At 72.2% G+C, this 18,275-nt stretch carries 13 protein-coding genes; 3 read left to right on the top strand and 10 right to left on the bottom strand.

Annotated features, from left to right (window positions below):
• Nucleotides 1-35 precede the first annotated feature (35 nt).
• Nucleotides 36-1,532, top strand: coding sequence for an MFS transporter (locus tag ACFY2L_RS38440; protein WP_390824651.1), 1,497 nt, complete (start codon nt 36-38; stop codon nt 1,530-1,532).
• Nucleotides 1,533-1,651: 119 nt separating this feature from the next.
• Here ACFY2L_RS38440 and serA read toward each other — a convergent pair whose 3' ends face one another.
• From serA to ACFY2L_RS38410, 6 genes are all read right to left on the bottom strand, one after another.
• The gene (gene serA / locus ACFY2L_RS38435) at nt 1,652-3,241 is read right to left on the bottom strand and encodes a phosphoglycerate dehydrogenase (protein WP_390661382.1); all 1,590 of its coding nucleotides are present in this window, start codon (nt 3,239-3,241) and stop codon (nt 1,652-1,654) included.
• Between the two features lie 234 nt (nt 3,242-3,475).
• On the bottom strand, nt 3,476-4,474 hold the full coding sequence (ilvC, locus tag ACFY2L_RS38430) for a ketol-acid reductoisomerase (RefSeq protein ID WP_390661383.1): 999 nt from the start codon (nt 4,472-4,474) through the stop codon (nt 3,476-3,478).
• A 118-nt stretch (nt 4,475-4,592) separates the two neighbouring features.
• A complete protein-coding gene (gene ilvN / locus ACFY2L_RS38425) occupies nt 4,593-5,117 on the bottom strand; it encodes an acetolactate synthase small subunit (RefSeq protein ID WP_389337124.1) in 525 nt (174 codons plus the stop codon).
• 20 nt (nt 5,118-5,137) lie between these two features.
• Nucleotides 5,138-6,982, bottom strand: a complete 1,845-nt coding sequence (locus ACFY2L_RS38420) for an acetolactate synthase large subunit (protein WP_390824650.1) — start codon at nt 6,980-6,982, stop codon at nt 5,138-5,140.
• A gap of 221 nt (nt 6,983-7,203) precedes the next feature.
• Nucleotides 7,204-10,116: a putative bifunctional diguanylate cyclase/phosphodiesterase gene (locus ACFY2L_RS38415; RefSeq protein ID WP_390824659.1), complete on the bottom strand. Its 2,913-nt coding sequence runs from the start codon at nt 10,114-10,116 to the stop codon at nt 7,204-7,206.
• 497 nt (nt 10,117-10,613) lie between these two features.
• Entirely contained in the window at nt 10,614-11,588 is a 975-nt protein-coding gene (locus tag ACFY2L_RS38410) for a 2-hydroxyacid dehydrogenase (protein WP_390661386.1), read from the bottom strand.
• 73 nt (nt 11,589-11,661) lie between these two features.
• Between ACFY2L_RS38410 and ACFY2L_RS38405 the strand changes: the two genes are divergently transcribed.
• On the top strand, nt 11,662-12,660 hold the full coding sequence (locus ACFY2L_RS38405; protein WP_390661387.1) for an aldo/keto reductase: 999 nt from the start codon (nt 11,662-11,664) through the stop codon (nt 12,658-12,660).
• 122 nt (nt 12,661-12,782) lie between these two features.
• Complete coding sequence (locus ACFY2L_RS38400) at nt 12,783-13,928, top strand: PQQ-dependent sugar dehydrogenase (RefSeq protein WP_390824649.1); 1,146 nt, start codon at nt 12,783-12,785, stop codon at nt 13,926-13,928.
• A 12-nt stretch (nt 13,929-13,940) separates the two neighbouring features.
• Here ACFY2L_RS38400 and ACFY2L_RS38395 read toward each other — a convergent pair whose 3' ends face one another.
• The 4 genes from ACFY2L_RS38395 to ACFY2L_RS38380 all read right to left on the bottom strand — a co-directional run bounded on the left by ACFY2L_RS38395 (nt 13,941) and on the right by ACFY2L_RS38380 (nt 18,267).
• Nucleotides 13,941-14,168: a DUF6191 domain-containing protein gene (locus ACFY2L_RS38395; RefSeq protein WP_390824648.1), complete on the bottom strand. Its 228-nt coding sequence runs from the start codon at nt 14,166-14,168 to the stop codon at nt 13,941-13,943.
• A gap of 38 nt (nt 14,169-14,206) precedes the next feature.
• Nucleotides 14,207-17,203: an AAA family ATPase gene (locus ACFY2L_RS38390; RefSeq protein WP_390824647.1), complete on the bottom strand. Its 2,997-nt coding sequence runs from the start codon at nt 17,201-17,203 to the stop codon at nt 14,207-14,209.
• 86 nt (nt 17,204-17,289) lie between these two features.
• Nucleotides 17,290-17,493 (bottom strand): hypothetical protein, encoded by a 204-nt coding sequence (locus ACFY2L_RS38385; protein WP_390824646.1) that lies wholly within the window; start codon nt 17,491-17,493, stop codon nt 17,290-17,292.
• A gap of 195 nt (nt 17,494-17,688) precedes the next feature.
• On the bottom strand, nt 17,689-18,267 hold the full coding sequence (locus ACFY2L_RS38380) for a hypothetical protein (protein WP_390661392.1): 579 nt from the start codon (nt 18,265-18,267) through the stop codon (nt 17,689-17,691).
• Nucleotides 18,268-18,275 lie beyond the last annotated feature (8 nt).

Here is an 18,275-nt window from a genome sequence, read left to right as displayed (position 1 = left end):
AGACAAGCGTTTAATACGCCCGTACAGTCACCGGCATGACGAACCCGACGAGCACCACCACAACCCCGGCGCCCCGCGCCGGCCGCCGCGAATGGACCGCCCTCGGGGTGCTGATGCTCCCGCTGCTCCTGGTCTCGATGGACGTCTCGGTGCTCTACTTCGCCATCCCGGCAATCAGCGCCGACCTGGAGCCGAGCGGCACCCAGCAACTGTGGATCTTCGACATCTACGCGTTCGTCCTGGCCGGCCTGCTCATGACGATGGGGTCGCTCGGCGACCGCATCGGCCGCCGCAGGCTGCTCCTGGCCGGCGCGGCGGCCTTCGGCGCCGCCTCGGTGGTGGCGGCCTACGCGAACAGCGCCGAGACCCTGATCGCCGCCCGCGCGGTGCTCGGTGTCGGCGGCGCGACCCTGCTGCCGTCGACGATGGCCCTGATCCGCACGATGTTCACCGACCCGGGCCAGCGCGCGAAGGCGATCGGCCTCTGGTCGGGGGTGATGACGGCGGGGATCGCCCTCGGCTCGGTGATGAGCGGGGTCCTGGTCGAGTACTTCTGGTGGGGCTCGGTCTTCCTGGTCAACCTGCCCGCGATGGCCCTGCTGCTGGTCCTCGGCCCGGTCCTGCTGCCCGAGTCGCGCGACCCCGCTCCCGGCCGCTTCGACTGGGCGAGCGTCCCGCTGTCGATGGCCGCCGTGCTCCCCGTGATCTACGGCCTGAAGGAGATCCCCTCCGAGGGCTGGCACACCGAGTACGTCGTCCCGGTCGCCGTCGGTCTGCTCTTCGCGGCCCTCTTCGTCCGCCGCCAGCGCACCGCCGACTCCCCGATGATCTCCCCGGCCCTGTTCCGCGGCCCCGGCTTCGCCCCCGCGGTCGTCCTGAACCTCGTCTCCTCGTTCGGGATGATGGGCTCGGCCTTCTTCACCACGCAGTACCTGCAGTCGGTGCTCGGCAGGAGCGCGCTGGAGGCGGCCCTGTGGGCACTGCTGCCGTCGGTGCCGATCGGCATGGCCGCCCCGCTGGCCACCTCCCTGGTCCAGAAGGGCGTCGAGCGGGCCCACGTCGTGACCGCGGGCTTCGCGACCGCCGCGGCCGGCTACGCCCTCCTCGCCCTCGCCGGCACCGACTCGATGGGACTCGTGCTGGTCGCCTGCGGCGTGCTCGCCTCCGGGATCGTCATGGTCATCTCCCAGATGACGGACCTGGCGATGGGCGCGGCCCCGGCCGAACGGGCCGGCTCCGCCTCCTCCCTGCTCGAGACCGGCGCCGAGTTCGGCGGTGCCCTGGGGATGGCGGTGCTCGGCTCGATCGGCACGGCGGTCTACCGCCACGAGATGCCGTCCTCGGCCCCGGCGCCGGCCCGGGAGACCCTGGGCGGCGCGCTGGCGGTGGCCGACCGGGTCCCCGGACTGGCCACGGCGGCGCGGGAGGCGTTCACCAGCGGGATGCAGGGAGCGGCGGTCGCGGGGGCGGTGGTGCTGGCCGGGGCGGCGGTCGCGGCTCCGGTGGCGCTGCGAAGGATCCGGGTGAGGTGACGGAACAGGCGAACGCCGGACGGGCTGACCGAGTCAGCCCGTCCGGCGTTCGAGGACGAGGCCCCTTTCAGGGCCGAAGCGGGGGTCCGGGGGCGGCAGCCCCGAGCCCGGCGGCAACCTCAGACGAGGTTCACCGCACGAGCGGACGTCGCGCCGATCTCCGTGGCCACCTCGGCCAGCACCGCGGCGGGCACGGTGTCGTCGACGGTCAGGACGGCCAGCGCCTCGCCGCCCACCGCCGCACGGGCGACCTGCATACCGGCGATGTTGATGCCGGCCTCGCCGAGGATCCGGCCGACCGTGCCGACGACGCCGGGACGGTCCTCGTACTTGAGGACGGCCATGTGGTCGGCGAGGGCCAGGTCCACGTCGTACTCGCCGACCGCGACGATCTTCTGGAGGTGCTTCGGACCGGCCAGCGTGCCGGAGACCGACACCTCCTCGCCGTCCGAGAGCGTGCCGCGCACGGTGACGACGTTGCGGTGGTCCGCCGACTCGGAGCTCGTGGTGAGGCGCACCTCGACACCGCGCTCCTGCGCGAACAGCGGGGCGTTGACGTACGAGACGGTCTCGTCGACGACGTCCTCGAAGACGCCCTTGAGGGCGGACAGCTCCAGCACCTTCACGTCGTGCTGGGTGATCTCGCCGTAGACCTCGACGTCGAGGCGGACCGCGACCTCGCCGGCCAGCGCGGTGAAGATCCGGCCGAGGCGCTCGGCGAGCGGCAGACCCGGCTTGACGTCCTCGGCGATGACACCGCCCTGCACGTTCACCGCGTCGGGCACGAGCTCACCGGCGAGGGCGAGGCGCACCGAGCGGGCGACGGCGATGCCGGCCTTCTCCTGGGCCTCGTCCGTGGACGCGCCGAGGTGCGGGGTGCAGACCACCTGGTCGAACTCGAACAGCGGGGAGTCCGTGCAGGGCTCCTTCGCGTACACGTCGAGACCGGCACCGGCGACGCGGCCCTCCTTGAGGGCGGAGTACAGCGCCTCCTCGTCGACGATCCCGCCGCGCGCGGCGTTGACGATCCGCACGCTCGGCTTGACCTTGCGCAGCGCCTCGTCGCCGATCAGGCCGACCGTCTCGGGGGTCTTCGGCAGGTGCACGGTGATGAAGTCGGAGACCTCGAGCAGCTCGTCCAGCGACAGCACCTTCACGCCCATCTGCGCGGCGCGCGCGGGCTGGATGTAGGGGTCGTAGGCGACGACCTTCATGCCGAAGGCGGACATGCGCTGCGCGACGAGGGCGCCGATCCGCCCCAGACCCACCACACCGAGGGTCTTCTCGGCGAGCTCGACGCCCGTGTACTTGCTGCGCTTCCACTCGCCGTTCTTCAGCGCGGCGTTGGCCTGCGGGATGTGGCGGGCGGTGGCGACGAGGAGGCCGCAGGCCAGCTCGGCGGCGGTCACGATGTTGGAGGTGGGGGCGTTGACGACCATCACGCCGGCCTTGGTGGCGGCGGAGACGTCGACGTTGTCCAGGCCGACGCCGGCTCGTGCGACGACCTTGAGCTTGTGCGCGGCGGCGATCGCCTCGGCGTCGACCTTCGTGGCCGAGCGGATCAGGATGGCGTCGACCTCGGCGATCGCGGGGAGCAGTTCGGCTCGGTCCGCTCCGTTGCAGTGCCGGATCTCGAAGTCCGGGCCAAGCGCGTCCACGGTCGCGGGCGACAGCTCTTCAGCGATGAGTACGACAGGTTTCGAGCTCACGTGAGTCCTCACAAGTCCAAAGCGTGCGGACGGCCGTCCCGACGGCCGCAGGCGGAGGAGGGGCTAGCCGCGTGGAAGACGCACGACGCTGTGGGCCTGAACGCGTATATAGGCAGCAGTGTAGTGCTGCGACGGAGGTCGCCTCATGCCTCCGCGGAAGGATCACCCGTCCGTGGTTGGACGGGATGGCCAAGAGGGCCGGAGCAGTACGCTCCGGCCCCCCTGACATGAGGCTCACGCCTCTTCGTTCACCCAGCTCATCAGCTTGCGGAGCTGCTTGCCGGTGGTCTCCAGCAGGTGCTCGGAGTCGGCCGTCTTGTACTCGTTGTACTTCTTCAGACCGCCGTGGTACTCGTCCATCCAGTTGCGGGCGAAGGTGCCGTCCTGGATCTCGGCGAGGACCTGCTTCATCTCGGCCTTGGTGGCGTCGGTGATGATGCGCGGGCCGGTGACGTAGTCGCCCCACTCGGCGGTCTCCGAGACGGACCAGCGCATCTTCTCCAGGCCGCCCTCGTACATGAGGTCGACGATCAGCTTCAGCTCGTGCAGGCACTCGAAGTAGGCGATCTCCGGCTGGTAGCCGGCCTCGACCAGGGTCTCGAAGCCCGCCTTGACCAGCGCGGCGGTGCCACCGCAGAGAACGGCCTGCTCGCCGAACAGGTCGGTCTCGGTCTCCTCGGTGAAGGTCGTCTTGATGACACCGGCGCGGGTGCCGCCGATGGCCTTGGCGTACGACAGGGCCAGCGCGAAGGCGTTGCCGGTCGCGTCCTGCTCGACGGCGGCGATCGCGGGGACGCCGCGGCCCTCCTCGTACTGGCGGCGGACCAGGTGGCCCGGGCCCTTCGGGGCGACCAGGGCGACGTCGACGCCGGCCGGGGCCTTGATGAAGCCGAAGCGGACGTTGAAGCCGTGCGCGAAGAACAGCGCGTCGCCGTCCTTCAGGTTCGGGGCGATGGACTCCTCGTAGACCTGGGCCTGGATCGGGTCCGGGATGAGGATCATGATGACGTCGGCCTCGGCGGCGGCCTCGGCGGGGGTCACCACGCGCAGGCCCTGCTCCTCGGCCTTGGCCTTGGACTTGGAGCCCTCGTGCAGACCGACGCGGACGTCGACACCCGAGTCACGCAGCGACAGCGCGTGGGCGTGGCCCTGGCTGCCGTACCCGATGACCGCGACCTTGCGGCCCTGGATGATGGACAGGTCGGCGTCGGCGTCGTAGAACAGCTCGGCCACTTTGGGTTCTCTCCTTGTGTACAGGTGGTGCGTCCCACCGTATGACGGCGGGCGTAAGTGAAGTTCGGGGGTCTCGGTATACGGGCGGCCGGAGTCACCCGACCGCCCGAATCCAGCCTTACGCGGATCGGTCGAGAGCGCGCAGCGACCGGTCCGTGATCGAACGGGCCCCGCGGCCGATCGCGATCGTGCCGGACTGGACCAGTTCCTTGATGCCGTACGGTTCCAGCATCTTGAGCATGGCGGAGAGCTTGTCGCTGCTGCCGGTGGCCTCGATGGTCACGGCCTCCGGGGAGACGTCCACGGTCTTGGCGCGGAACAGCTGGACGATCTCGACGATCTGGGAGCGCGTCTCGTTGTCGGCGCGCACCTTCACCAGAACGAGTTCACGGTGGACGGCCTGGGCCGGCTCCAGCTCGACGATCTTCAGCACCTCGACGAGCTTGTTGAGCTGCTTGGTGACCTGCTCCAGCGGCAGGGCGTCGACACTCACCACGATCGTGATGCGGGAGATGTCGGCGTGCTCGGTGACGCCCACCGCGAGCGAGTCGATGTTGAAGCCGCGGCGGGAGAACAGGGCGGCGATCCGGGCCAGGATGCCCGGCTTGTTCTCCACCAGGACGGAGAGCGTGTGCTTGGACATGTCTCTTGGGTCTCTCTCGCTCAGTCGTCTTCGTTGTCGCCGAAGTCGGGGCGGACGTCCCGGGCGGCCATGATCTCGTCGTTGGAGGTTCCGGCGGCGACCATCGGCCAGACCATCGCGTCCTCGTGGACGATGAAGTCGACGACGACCGGACGGTCGTTGATGGAGTTCGCCTCCTCGATGACCTTGTCCAGGTCCTCCGGCGACTCGCAGCGGATCGCGTAGCAGCCCATGGCCTCCGACAGCTTCACGAAGTCGGGGACGCGGGTGCCGCGGGCGTCCGGGTTGACGTCGTTCGGGCCGGAGTGCAGCACGGTGTTGGAGTACCGCTGGTTGTAGAACAGGGTCTGCCACTGGCGGACCATCCCGAGGGCGCCGTTGTTGATGATGGCGACCTTGATCGGGATGTTGTTCAGGGCGCAGGTGGTGAGCTCCTGATTGGTCATCTGGAAGCAGCCGTCGCCGTCGATCGCCCAGACGGTCTTGTCCGGCGCGCCGGCCTTGGCGCCCATCGCGGCCGGGACCGCGTACCCCATCGTGCCCGCGCCGCCGGAGTTCAGCCAGGTGGCGGGCTTCTCGTACTGGATGAAGTGGGCGGCCCACATCTGGTGCTGGCCGACGCCCGCCGCGAAGACGGTGCCCTCGGGGGCGAGCTGTCCGATGCGCTCGATGACCTGCTGCGGGGAGAGCGAGCCGTCGGCGGGCTGGTCGTAGCCGAGCGGGTAGGTCTCGCGCCAGCGGTTGAGGTCCTTCCACCAGAAGCTGTAGTCGCCCTGGTTGCCCTCGCTGTGCTCCTTCTGGACGGCCTGGATCAGGTCGGCGATGACCTCGCGTGCGTCGCCGACGATCGGCACGTCGGCGGCGCGGTTCTTGCCGATCTCCGCCGGGTCGATGTCCGCGTGGACGATCTTGGCGAAGGGCGCGAAGCTGTCGAGCTTGCCGGTGACGCGGTCGTCGAAGCGGGCGCCGAGGGCGACGATCAGGTCGGCCTTCTGCAGGCCCGTGACCGCGGCCACCGAGCCGTGCATGCCGGGCATGCCCAGGTGCTGCGGGTGGCTGTCGGGGAACGCGCCGAGCGCCATCAGCGTGGTGGTGACGGGCGCGCCGGTCAGCTCGGCGAGGACCTTGAGCTCGGCGGTCGCGCCGGCCTTGAGGACGCCGCCGCCGACGTACAGGATCGGCCGCCTGGCGGCGGTGATCAGCTTGGCGGCCTCGCGGATCTGCTTGGCGTGCGGCTTGGTCACCGGGCGGTAGCCGGGCAGGTCCATGGTGGGCGGCCAGGAGAACGTGGTCCTCGCCTGGAGGGCGTCCTTGGCGATGTCGACCAGGACCGGCCCGGGACGGCCGGTGGAGGCGATGTGGAAGGCCTGCGCGATCACCCGCGGGATGTCCTCGGCCTTGGTGACCAGGAAGTTGTGCTTGGTGATCGGCATGGTGATGCCGACGATGTCCGCCTCCTGGAAGGCGTCCGTGCCGATCGCCTTCGACGCGACCTGCCCGGTGATCGCCACGAGCGGCACCGAGTCCATGTGCGCGTCGGCGATCGGGGTGACCAGGTTGGTCGCGCCGGGGCCGGAGGTGGCCATGCAGACGCCGACCTTGCCGGTGGCCTGCGCGTAGCCGGTGGCGGCGTGGCCGGCGCCCTGCTCGTGGCGGACCAGGACGTGCCGGACCCGGGTCGAGTCCATCATCGGGTCGTAGGCGGGAAGGATCGCACCGCCGGGAATGCCGAATACCGTCTCGGCGCCGACCTCCTCGAGGGAGCGGATGAGGGACTGCGCGCCCGTGACGTGCTCGACGGTTGCGGAGTGTCCTCCGGATCGGGGCCGGGGCTGCGGATGAGCCCCGGTGGCCTGCTCGGTCATCGGCATTCTCTTCTCGATGCTGAGGGTTCTGCGGGTTCTACTGCGGGTTTTGTGCAACAAAAAACCCCTCGTGCCGTAAGGCAAGCGAGGGGAGCGCGCCGGGTGTGGGTCGCTGGGAGTCCGGGTCCTTCCGGGCGTCACCAGCTTCAGCCGACGCGCTTTCCAAGTACGAGAATTCGGGTGCGCATGGCATTGACCCTCCCCCTGGCGCGCACCGACTGTCAAGTGGGTGGGACAGGAGTCTCAGTATGTGAGCGAAGGGCACTTCCGCTCCCCAGGACGGCGGTTACACCACTGGTGTACACCCCCGTGGCGCCGCCCGCGAACGCGGGTTCCACGGGGCCGTGGGGAACCGAGCAGCGGCCGGCGGCGAGGGCGCGGCGCAGCCGGTACTCGTCCAGCGGCCCGGAGAACGCCATGCCCTGTCCGTGCGTGCAGCCCATGGCGCGCAGGGCCACCACCTGTTCGGGCAGGTCCACGCCGTCGGCCACGGACTGCAGCCCGAGGTCGCAGGCGATCCGCAGCAGCCCGCTGGTGATCTTGTGCAGCCGCGCGGACTCGACGACGCCCTCGACCAGTGAGCGGTCGAGCTTCAGCACGTCGACGGGGAGCCGCCGCAGCGCGGTGAGGGCGCCGTAGCCGCTGCCGAAGCCGTCGAGGGCGATCCGGACGCCGAGCCGGCGCAGCGCGCCCAGCCGGCGTTCCAGTTCGTCCAGCGGCACCCTCGGGTCGAGGTCCGCCAGTTCGATCACCAGCGAACCGGACGGCAGTCCGTGCCGGGTGAGCAGCGCCTCCACGGAGCCCAGGGGCATCGAGCGGTCCAGCAGCCGCCGGGCGGCCATGCGCACGGCCACCGGCACGGTGAGTCCGTTCGCGGCCCGGTCGGCGGCCTGCTCGACGGCCTCCTCCAGGATCCAGCGGCCCAGTTCGGCGGTTCTGTCGCCGTCCTCCGCGACCCGGAGGAACTCGGCGGGCGTGAACAGCACCCCTTGGGAGGACCGCCAGCGCGCGTGTGCGGCGACCGACGAGATCCGGCCGTCCTCCAGCCGCACCACGGGCTGGTGGAGCAGCGCGAACTCGCCGTCGTGCAGTGCGGCCCGCAGCCGCGTGGCCAGCTCCGCCTTGCGTACGACGTCCTGCTGCATCTGCGGCTTGTACAGCTCGACCCGGCCCTTGCCGCCCGCCTTGGCGCGGTACATCGCGAGGTCGGCGTTGCGCAGCAGCTCGCCGGCGCCGAGGCCCGGTTCGGCGAAGGCGACGCCGATGGAGGCGGCGACTCTGACTTCGTTGCCATCGATCAGGTAGGGCTGCGAGAGCGTCATCCTGAGGCGGTCGGCGAGCTCCAGGATGTGCCGTTGGCGGGCGGCCCGGTCGCGGGTGGTGTCGCCGACGATCAGGGCCGCGAACTCGTCGCCGCCCAGCCGGGACGCGGTGTCGCCCTTGCGGACGGCGTCCTGGAGCCGGCGGGCGGCCTGGACGAGCAGTTCGTCCCCGGCCTGGTGCCCGATGGTGTCGTTGACCGCCTTGAAGCCGTCGAGGTCGATGAAGAGGACGGCGGTGTTGCGCAGGGCGGTGCCCCGGTCGGAGCTGCGGCGGCCGGACAGCGCCTGCTGGACGCGCCGGGTGAACAGGGCGCGGTTGGGCAGGTCGGTGAGCGGGTCGTGCTCGGCGTTGTGCTGGAGCTGCGCCTGGAGGCGCACCCGTTCGGTCACGTCCCGGCTGTTGAAGATCAGGCCGCCGTGGTGGCGGTTGACGGTCGACTCGACGTTGAGCCAGCCGCCGTCGCCGGAGCGGAACCGGCACTCGATGCGGGTGGTGGGTTCCTCCTGGGGGCTGGCGGCGAGGAAGCGGCGCACCTCGTGCACCACGCAGCCCAGGTCCTCCGGGTGGATCAGATCGGCGAGTTCGGTGCCGACCAGGGCCTCGGCGGGCCGTCCGTAGACGCCGGCGGCGGCCGGGGAGACGTACCGCAGGATGCCGCTGGGGGCGGCGATCATGATGACGTCGCTGGAGCCCTGCACCAGGGAGCGGAAGTGGTTCTCCTTCTGCGCCAGTTCCTGGGTCAGGGTGATGTTGTCGAGCAGCATGATCCCCTGCCGCACGACCAGGGCGAGCACGACCGCGCCGCCGGTCAGCAGCACCACGCGGTCGACGCTGCGGCCGTTGAGGACGTTGTAGAGGATCCCCAGGGTGCAGACCGCGGCGGCGAGGTACGGGGTGAGGGCGGCCAGGGAGCCGGTGATGGGCCGGGTGGCCGGATAACGGCTGTGGTCGCCTCCCGGCGGGGGAGACTGCCGGGGTGCCCGGGCGGACGGGTGCGGGGCGGCGTGCGGATGACCGCCGGGGTGGTGTCCCGGCACGTGCTCGTGGACCACGCGCGTGTGGCCCTCGCCGGTGTCCTTCCCGTGCTGCCGGGATGCGGCCCAGGGGGCGTACGCCAGGAGGAGGGAGCCCGCGAACCAGCCGGCGTCGAGCAACTGGCCCGAGTGGTAGTGGTTGTGCATCAGCGGTGAGGTGAACAGGGCGTCGCACATCACGGTCAGCGCGAGCGCGCCGACGGCCGTGTTGACCGCCGTGCGGTTCACGTAGGACCTTCTGAAGTGCAGGACCAGCACCATGCTCACCAGGGCGATGTCGAGCAGCGGGTACGCCAGCGACAGCGCCGCGTGCGCCACGCTCGGTCCGTCGAACTTCGCGGCCTGCGCGAGGGCGAGGCTCCAGGAGAGCGTGAGCAGGGAGCCGGCGATCAGCCAGGCGTCCAGCACCAGGCAGACCCAGCCGGCCTTGGTGACGGGCCGGGCGGCCAGCACCAGCAGCCCCACGATCGCGGGGGGCGCGAAGCAGAGGAAGAACAGGTCGGCGTAGCTGGGGCTGGGGACGGGGCGCCCGAGGACCACCTCGTACCACCCCCAGACCAGGTTGCCCAGGGCGGCCATCGCCGAGGAGAGCGCGAACAGCAGCCAGGCCGGTCGAAAGCGGACGCGGCGGGTGCGCGCGTAGAGGAAGCAGGACACGGCGGCGGCGCCGGCCGCGGCGGTCAGCCCGAAGTCGCCCATGATCAGCGCGACTTCACCGGAGCCCCAGCCGAGCGCGGAACCGACGGCGTATCCCGCGCACAGAACGACCAGCACCATCTTGTGGACCAGGTGCGGCCCGGCACTGCGGGGCGGCTGCCCGGCCGGCGGCGTGTTCACCGGGGACCGGTCGCGCGGCGTCGGGTCGACTCCGCCCAGGAGGGTCGTGGAGGTCGTCGGCGAACTCACCGGATCCCCCTGGTCCGCGCCCCCGGGTCCCTCGGGTCCCGGTGCGCATGCTTCCTGCGGCCGCTGTTCCTGCGGTGGTGATGGGCGGGGTGAGTGTCGTGACCGCGTCTGCGCGCAGCCGTGCGCCAGGGTCGCCGCCGACGGCTCCGCCGCGTCGGATCGTTCGTCCATAGGCCGTGCATCGCCCGTCGCCCCCCTCACAAGTCTGAAATGTCCATCCCAGGCGCCGAAAGGTCGCGGCGCAGCCCCTGTCGGGACGATACACCAGTCTCGTCACTCAGGGACATAGGTTCTCTACGCTCCGTGACGATCTTCGGCATATGCACACGGGCCGCGCCCGGGGGACTGCGGAGGGTGCCGGAACCGGACTACACGGCTGCCGTGCCCGTCGTAAGGATCACGTGGCGCAGGGGTTCCCGGTTCACGAAACGGCCCAACTGGTCCACCAGCAGCCGCTTGGCGCGGGGCAGGAAGGCGGAGGTGGGGCCGCCCACGTGGGGGCTGATGAGCACGCCCGGCGCGCGCCACAGCGGGTGCGCCGGGGGCAGGGGTTCGGGGTCGGTGACGTCCAGGGCGGCGGTGAGCCGGCCGGTCTCCAGCTCGGCGAGCAGCGCCTTGGTGTCGACGACCGGGCCGCGCGCGACGTTGACCAGCAGCGCGCCGTTCCTCATACGGGCCAGGAACTCGGCGTCGACCAGGCCCCGGGTGGTCTCGGTGAGGGGCGTGGCCAGGATGACGACGTCGGCCTCGGGCAGGAGGGCGGGCAGTTCGGTGAAGGGATGCACAAGACCGCGCGCTGTCGTGCGCTGGGAGCGCGCGACGCGCGCCACTCGCGCGACCTCGAACGGCGCGAGCCGGTCCTCGATGGCCGCGCCGATGGCCCCGTATCCGACGATGAGCACGTTCCGGTCGGCGAGGGCCGGGTGGAAGCCGCCCTCCCAGTGCCCCCGGTCCTGGGCGCGCACGAACTGCGGGATCCCCCGCAGCGCGGACAGCGTCAGGGTCAGCGCGAGTTCGGCGGTGCTCGCCTCGTGCACCCCGCGCGCGTTGCACAGCCGTACCCCGGGGACCAGGTCCGCCAGCCGCGCGGTGATGTCGTCGACGCCGGCGGTGAGCGTCTGCACGACCTGCACGCGCCGCATCTCCGCCAGCGGACCCACCCTCACCCGCTGCGCCTTCATGTACGGCACCACGTACACCACGCAGTCCGCGGGGTCCCCGGGGTACGGCTGATCGCCGTCCTCTCCCCCGTCCCAGAAGAGGTAGTCGAGCCCTTCGGGGAGACCGTCGATCTCCTGCGGGGGGATGGGCAGCCATACGTCATGGGGCGGGTCGATGCTCATGCCAGGAGGCTAATTCAGGTACGCGTGCGCGTAGAGGTTAGGTTGGGGGGTCGGAGAGGGAGGGTCGCGGCAGGTGGAGCGCAGGACGATCGGCGCGGGGGCGCTCTCGGTGGGGGCCGTCGGACTCGGGTGCATGCCGATGAGCTGGGGCTACAGCGGGTCGCGGCAGCGGGGTGACGAGTCGCTCAGGGCGGTGCACCGGGCGCTGGACCTGGGCTCCACCCTCCTGGACACGGCCGACATGTACGGCCCCTTCACCAACGAGCTGTTGCTGGGGCGGGTGTTGAAGGAGCGGCGCGGGGACGCGTTCGTGTCGACGAAGGTGGGTCTGCTCGTCGGCGAGCAGCACATCGTGGCCAACGGCCGTCCCGGGTACGTGAAGCGCGCCTGCGACGCGTCGCTGCGACGGTTGCAGACCGATGTCATCGACCTGTACCAGCTGCACCGGGCCGACCCCGAGGTCCCCGTCGAGGAGACGTGGGGCGCGATGGCGGAACTCGTCCAGGCGGGCAAGGTGCGGGCGCTCGGGGTGTGCGCGGTGGGCGCGCGGGGCGGCCGGCGTACGGGCGGGCGGCTGCACGACGCGACGATCCGTCAGTTGCGCCGGGTGCAGCAGGTGTTCCCGGTGAGCGCGGTGGAGGCGGAGCTGTCGGTGTGGTCGCGGGAGGCGCTGGACACCCTGCTGCCGTGGTGCGAGGCGCGCGGGGTGGGCTTCCTGGCGGCGATGCCGCTGGGGAACGGTTTCCTCACCGGCACGCTGACCCCGGGCGAGGGCTTCGAACCGGACGACATGCGCGCCCGCCACCCCCGCTTCACCGCCGAGATGATGGCCGCGAACCAGCCGATCGTCGCCGGGCTGCGCCGGGTGGCCGCCCGGCACGGGGAGGGGGTGACGGTCGCGCAGGTGGCGCTGGCGTGGGTGCTGGCGCAGGGGCCGCACGTGGTTCCGGTGCCGGGCGCCAAGCAGGCGCGGTGGGTGGCGGAGAACGCCGGGGCCGCCGGGGTGCGGCTGACGCCCCAGGATCTCGCCGAGGTGGCGCACCTGCCGGGTGCGCGGGGATCGTGGGACTGAGTGCCGCTTTCGGGTGGCGTCGGCGCCGGGCGGGAACCCGGGGAGCGCGCGCCGCGTAGGACAAGTGGAAGCTGCCGCGGGACCGCCGCGTGGAAGGGAGCAGGATCGTGCAACGTGGAGCTGTGACGGCCGTGTTGGCCGCGGGTGCGCTGCTGTTGACGGCCGGCTGCTCCTCCGGCGGCGGAGGGGGGCCGGCGGGCGGTGCGAGCGCGTCCCCGAGCCGTGGGGCGGTGCAGGGGTCGTCCTCGCCGACCGCCGGGAAGACCCCGCCCGCGAAGGGCAAGGTCACGGTGGTGCGCACGGTCGCCGAAGGGCTGGACTCCCCGTGGGGCCTGGCCGCGCTCCCCGAGGGCGGCCTGCTGGTGGCCTCGCGCGACGAGGGGACGATCACGTACGTGGACGAGTCGACCGGCAAGAAGACCGAGGTCGGCGAGGTCCCCGGCGTCTCCGCGGCGGGCGAGGGCGGTCTGCTGGGCCTCGCCCTCTCCCCCGACTACGCCTCGGACCACATGGTCTACGCCTACTTCACCTCGGCCTCGGACAACCGGATCGTCCGTATGATCTACGACCCGAAGCGGCCCGCCGGCGACCGGCTCGGTGCTCCGGACACGGTCTTCAAGGGCATCCCCAAGGGCATGATCCACAACGGCGGCCGGATCGCCTTCGGCCCCGACAGGCTGCTGTACGCCGGCACGGGCGAGAGCGGTGACCGCGGTCTGGCCCAGGACAAGAAGTCGCTGGGCGGCAAGATCCTGCGACTGACCCCCGAGGGCGACCCGGCCCCCGGCAACCCCTTCCCCGGCTCGCCGGTCTACTCGTACGGCCACCGCAATGTGCAGGGTCTGGCCTGGGACTCCGAACAGCGCCTGTTCGCCTCGGAGTTCGGCCAGGACACCTGGGACGAGCTGAACGCGATCGAGCCGGGCGGCAACTACGGCTGGCCGGCCGCCGAGGGTGAGTCCGACGACACCTCCTACCGGAATCCGATAGCCCAGTGGCACACCGACGACGCCTCCCCCAGCGGCATCGCCTACGCCGAGGGCTCGATCTGGATGGCGGGTCTGAAGGGCAGCCGGCTGTGGCGCATCCCGCTGCGGGGCACCGAGGCCTCGGCGGACCCCCAGTCCTTCCTCCAGGGCGACTACGGCCGCCTGCGCACGGTGGTCGCGGCGGGCGGCGACACCCTCTGGGTCACCACCAGCAACACGGACGGCCGGGGCAGCCCGGAGGAGGGCGACGACCGTGTTCTGGAGCTGCGGGTGAGCTGAGGCCGGGAGCCGTCACCCGCCCTCTGCCGGGTCGTCGGCCACGTCTCCCGTCTCCGTCTCCGTCTCCGGCTCCGGCTCCGGCTCCGGCAGCCGCACGACGACCTTCCCGGACGAGAGGTCTATCGGCCCCCGCCCCGGATCCCCGTCCCCGACGTCCTCTCTGGTCAGTTCCAGCCGGTTCTGCTCGTCGCGGGTGTGCTTGCGCCCCGGTGAGAACAGTTCCTCGAAGGCGTTGAACATCGCTGTTCCCTCCTGGGTCGGTGCGACTCCCCCCATCATCACGCGGGCGTGCGCTCTCCCGTCTCCGGCGGGAACAGGCCGAGCCGGTGGGCGAGGGCGGCGGCCTCTCCTCTTCCCGAGACGCCCAGCTTGGCGAGGATGTTGGAGACGTGGACGCTGGCCGTCTTCGGGGAGATGAAGAGTTCGCCGGCGATCTGGCGGTTGGTGCGGCCGGCCGAGACCAGACGCAGGACGTCCCGTTCGCGGCTGGTGAGCCCGAGGTTCTCCGCGGGGTCCGTGGGCCGGGGACCGGAGGTGAGGGGCGTGCGGGCCCGCTGGGCGAGGGCGGTCACGGCGTCGGCCAGCGGGCGGGCCGCGAGGTGGGTGGCGACGGCGTGCGCGAGACGCAGGAGTTCCGTGGCCCGCGCGCGGTCCTCGTCGGTGCCGGTGGCCAGAAGGGCCTCGGCGAGCCGGTGGCGGGTGCGGGCGAGGTCGTAGGGGCGCTCCAGACGCTCGAAGGCGGTGACCGCCTCGCACCAGGCGTCCGGGTCGGTGCGGCCCTCCGCGCGGAGGAGTTCGGCGCGGAGCCAGTGGGCGTGTGCCTGCCAGACGGGGGCGAGGGTGGCGAGCGGCCTGGCGGCCGCGCGGATGCGCTCCAGGAGGCGGGGGTCGCTCTCGGCCTCGGCCGCGGTGAGCAGCAGAGGCCAGGAGTAGCGCTGGGCGCCGGGCGGCAGCTCGTGGTCGAGGACGGCTTCGAGCTGCGCCCGTACCTCCGACGGGCGCCCCTGGGCGGCGGCGAGGCCGACGGCGAGGCGGATCATCGGCAGCCGGTGCTGCGGGGCCTTCTCATGGACACCGAAAAAGCCCTGGGCGGCCGCCAGTTGACGGGCGGCCTGGTCGAGGTCGCCACGGGCGAGGGCGATCTCGGCAGCGTGCGTGGCGTTGATGCCGCCGGCCGTGACTCCCCGGCCCACCCGCCCGCCGGCGGCGCAGGCGCGTTGCGCGTCGTCCCAGCGCCCCAGGGAGAAGAGGGACTCCGCGAGGTTGGCCCACACCCAGGCCTGCGAGTCGGGCAGTCCGTTGCGTTCGGCGAACGCGATGCCCTCCTCCAGGATCGGCACGGCCTCCCGGGAGCGGCCCACCCCCTCCAGCACGGACGGCAGGTTCACATAGACGTTCACCGCGACGATCGAGGCGTCCTCCGTGAGCGCCTGTTCCTTCACCGCGTCCAGTTCCGCGAGGCCCGCCTCGATGTGGCCCGCGTCGGCCATGACGACGCCGAGGGTCTGCCGGGCGTTGAGTTCGGTCTCGCGCGCGCCGACCATGCGGGCGTACTCCACGGCCCGCTGGGCGGCGTCGTACGCCTCGGGGCCGGGGGCCTGGACCATCGCCCAGTGGGCGACGTGGTTGAGGACCTCGGCGTGCACGTCGCTGGGCGGCAGTCCGCGGACCAGGTCCTGGGCCCTGACCAGTTCCTCGTGGCCGGTGCCCCGCCCCAGCGCGCGCGTCAGCCGGGAGCGCTGGGTCCAGAACCAGGCGGAGCGCAGCGGGTCGTCCTCGTCCTCCAGGATGCGCAGCGCCCGCTTGGTGATCTTCAGGGCGCGTTCGCGTTCCCCGCAGAAGCGGCCGGCGACGGCGGCCTCGGCCATGAGGTCCAGGTAGCGCAGCGGGGTGGTGGCCGGGTCACAGCCGCAGGGCGGATAGGCCTCGGTGTAGTCGGCGGGGCGCAGCCGGGACCGTACGTCCCCGGGGGCGGTCTCCCACAGTTCCATCGCCCGTTCCAGGAGCCGTAGCTGCTCGCTGTAGGCGCGCCGGGAGCGGGCCTCGACGGAGGCGTCCAGGACGGCGGGCAGGGCCTTGGCCGGCTCATGGGCGTGGTACCAGTGGCTGGCCAGCCGCATGACGCGCTCGTCGGCGGGGACGAGCGCCGGGTGGGCCTCCAGGGCCTCGGCGTAGCGGCGGTTGATACGGGAGCGTTCGCCGGGGAGCAGGTCGTCGCCGACGGCCTCGCGGACGAGGGAGTGGCGGAAGCGGTAGCCGTCGCCGTCGGGGGTGGCGAGCAGCAGGTTGGCGTTCACGGCGGCCCGCAGCGCGCCGATGAGGTCGTCCTCGGCCAGCCGGGCGACGGCTTCCAGCAGCCGGTACTCGACGGTGGAGCCGCCCTCGGCGACGATCCGGGCCACGTGCTGGGCGCTCTCGGGCAGCGCCTCGACCCGGACCAGGAGCAGGTCGCGCAGGGAGTCGGTGAGGCCGGTGCAGCAGCCCTCGTGGGCGGCGACGGCGAGTTCCTCGACGAAGAAGGCGTTGCCGTCGGAGCGTTCGAAGATGTCGTCGACCTGGGCGGGGTCGGGTTCGCGGGACAGGATTCCGGCGATCTGGCGGCACACCTCGTCGCGGGTGAAGCGGCCGAGTTCGATGCGCCTGACGGAACGCAGCCGGTCGAGTTCGGCGAGCAGGGGGCGCAGCGGGTGGCGGCGGTGGATGTCGTCGGCGCGGTAGGTGGCGAGCACGACGAGCCGGCCGGTGCGCAGGGTGCGCAGCAGGTAGGAGAGCAGATGGCGGGTGGAGGCGTCGGCCCAGTGCAGGTCCTCCAGGGCGAGGACGACCGTGCGGTCGGCGGCGACGCGCTCCAGGAGGCGCGCGGTGAGCTCGAAGAGGCGGGCCATGCCCTCCTCGTCGTGCCGCCCGGTCCTGGTCTCCCCCAGCTCGGGCAGCAGCCGGGCGAGTTCCTCCTCCTGGCCGGCCGCCGCGGCGGTCACTTCCTCCGGGAGGGCGCGGCGCAGGGCGCGCAGGGCGGTGGAGAAGGGGGCGAAGGGGAGTCCGTCGGCGCCCATCTCGACACAGCCGCCGAGGGCGACGACGGCGCCCCGGCGGGCGGCCGCGGCCGTGTACTCCTCGACGAGCCGGGTCTTGCCGACTCCTGCCTCACCGCCGACCAGGAACGCCTGTGGCTCTCCCGCGGTGGCGCGGGAGAGCGCGTCGTTCAGGATGTCCATCTCGTCACGGCGGCCGACGAAGACGGGGCTGACGGACCTGGTCTCCACAGGAGCGAGCATCGCACGGGGGTACGACACCGGCCCACCGGATATCGGTGCCGCGGGACGGCCGGCGCCGGTGCGGCCGCCCCGCCGGGTGCCGGTCCTCACGCGGGGCGGGCGAACCGGGGCCGGCGGGGGCGGCCGCCGGAGGACTCGCTCTCGCCGGTGTCCCCGCGCCCGGCGGCGGCGCGCTCGGCCGCCTCGCGGCGGGCGGCGCGGCGGCCGCGGACGGCCTCGCGGGCCAGCCGCTCGTACGCGGCGCGGCGGAGCAGCTCGGCGGAACGGGCCCGGAGCTCGTACTCGTACATGGTGGGTCTCTCCCTGAAGTCCGGTGAGGGCGTCGCTCGGTGCGATGCCTTCACCCTCGTCGGCCAGGGGGGTCCGCCACATCGGGAGGGTTCCGCATCTTCGGCGGTGGGCGGGGCCTTAGAGACGCGTGAGGGGCCTCGGGGCCGCCGTAAGGTGCTTACGGCGGCCCCGGGGCCCCTCGTGACGTGCGGGACTCAGCTCCCGGAGGGCAGGCCGAGGAGGGCGTCCGTGTACTTGAGGACGGCCAGGAGCAGCCCGATCACGCCGAGCGTGACGCCGGCCCAGGAGACGGACTTGATCCAGGGGGCCTGCGGCTGGGCCGGGTTGCCGAAGGCGGGGCGGGCCAGCACGACGACACCGGTGACCAGGGCGGCCAGCGCGAACAGGCCGGCCCACAGCGCGGTGGTCTGCCAGGCGTCGCCGTAGACCGCCTGGATCTGCTGGGCGACGCTCGCGTTCGACGCGGTTCCCAGCTGGCCGACGAGGGTCTGGCGGGCACCCGCGATCGTGCCGATCCAGCTGCCGCTGAGCGACACGAGGCCGAGCACGGCGGAGACGACGGCGCCCGCGCCCTGGCCGACGCCGGTGGCGCCCTCCTGCTGGGGGTGGCCGTCGTCGGGACCGTCCTCCAGGACGTCGTCGGCGGTCTCGTTCTCGGTCACGTCCTCGGACGCGTCGGTCTTGGTGATGTCCATCGCCTGCTCGTCGCTCTTGGCCTCGGTGGCCTCGGTGCCGGTCTCGGCCCCGGCCTCGTCAACAGTCTTGGTTCCCATGCCTCGCA

The sequence above is a fragment of the Streptomyces sp. NPDC001381 genome (assembly GCF_042895685.1).
Lineage (GTDB): Bacteria > Actinomycetota > Actinomycetes > Streptomycetales > Streptomycetaceae > Streptomyces.
Note: the sequence above shows the minus strand (reverse complement) of the source record. Positions and strands in the feature narration are given on the sequence as shown.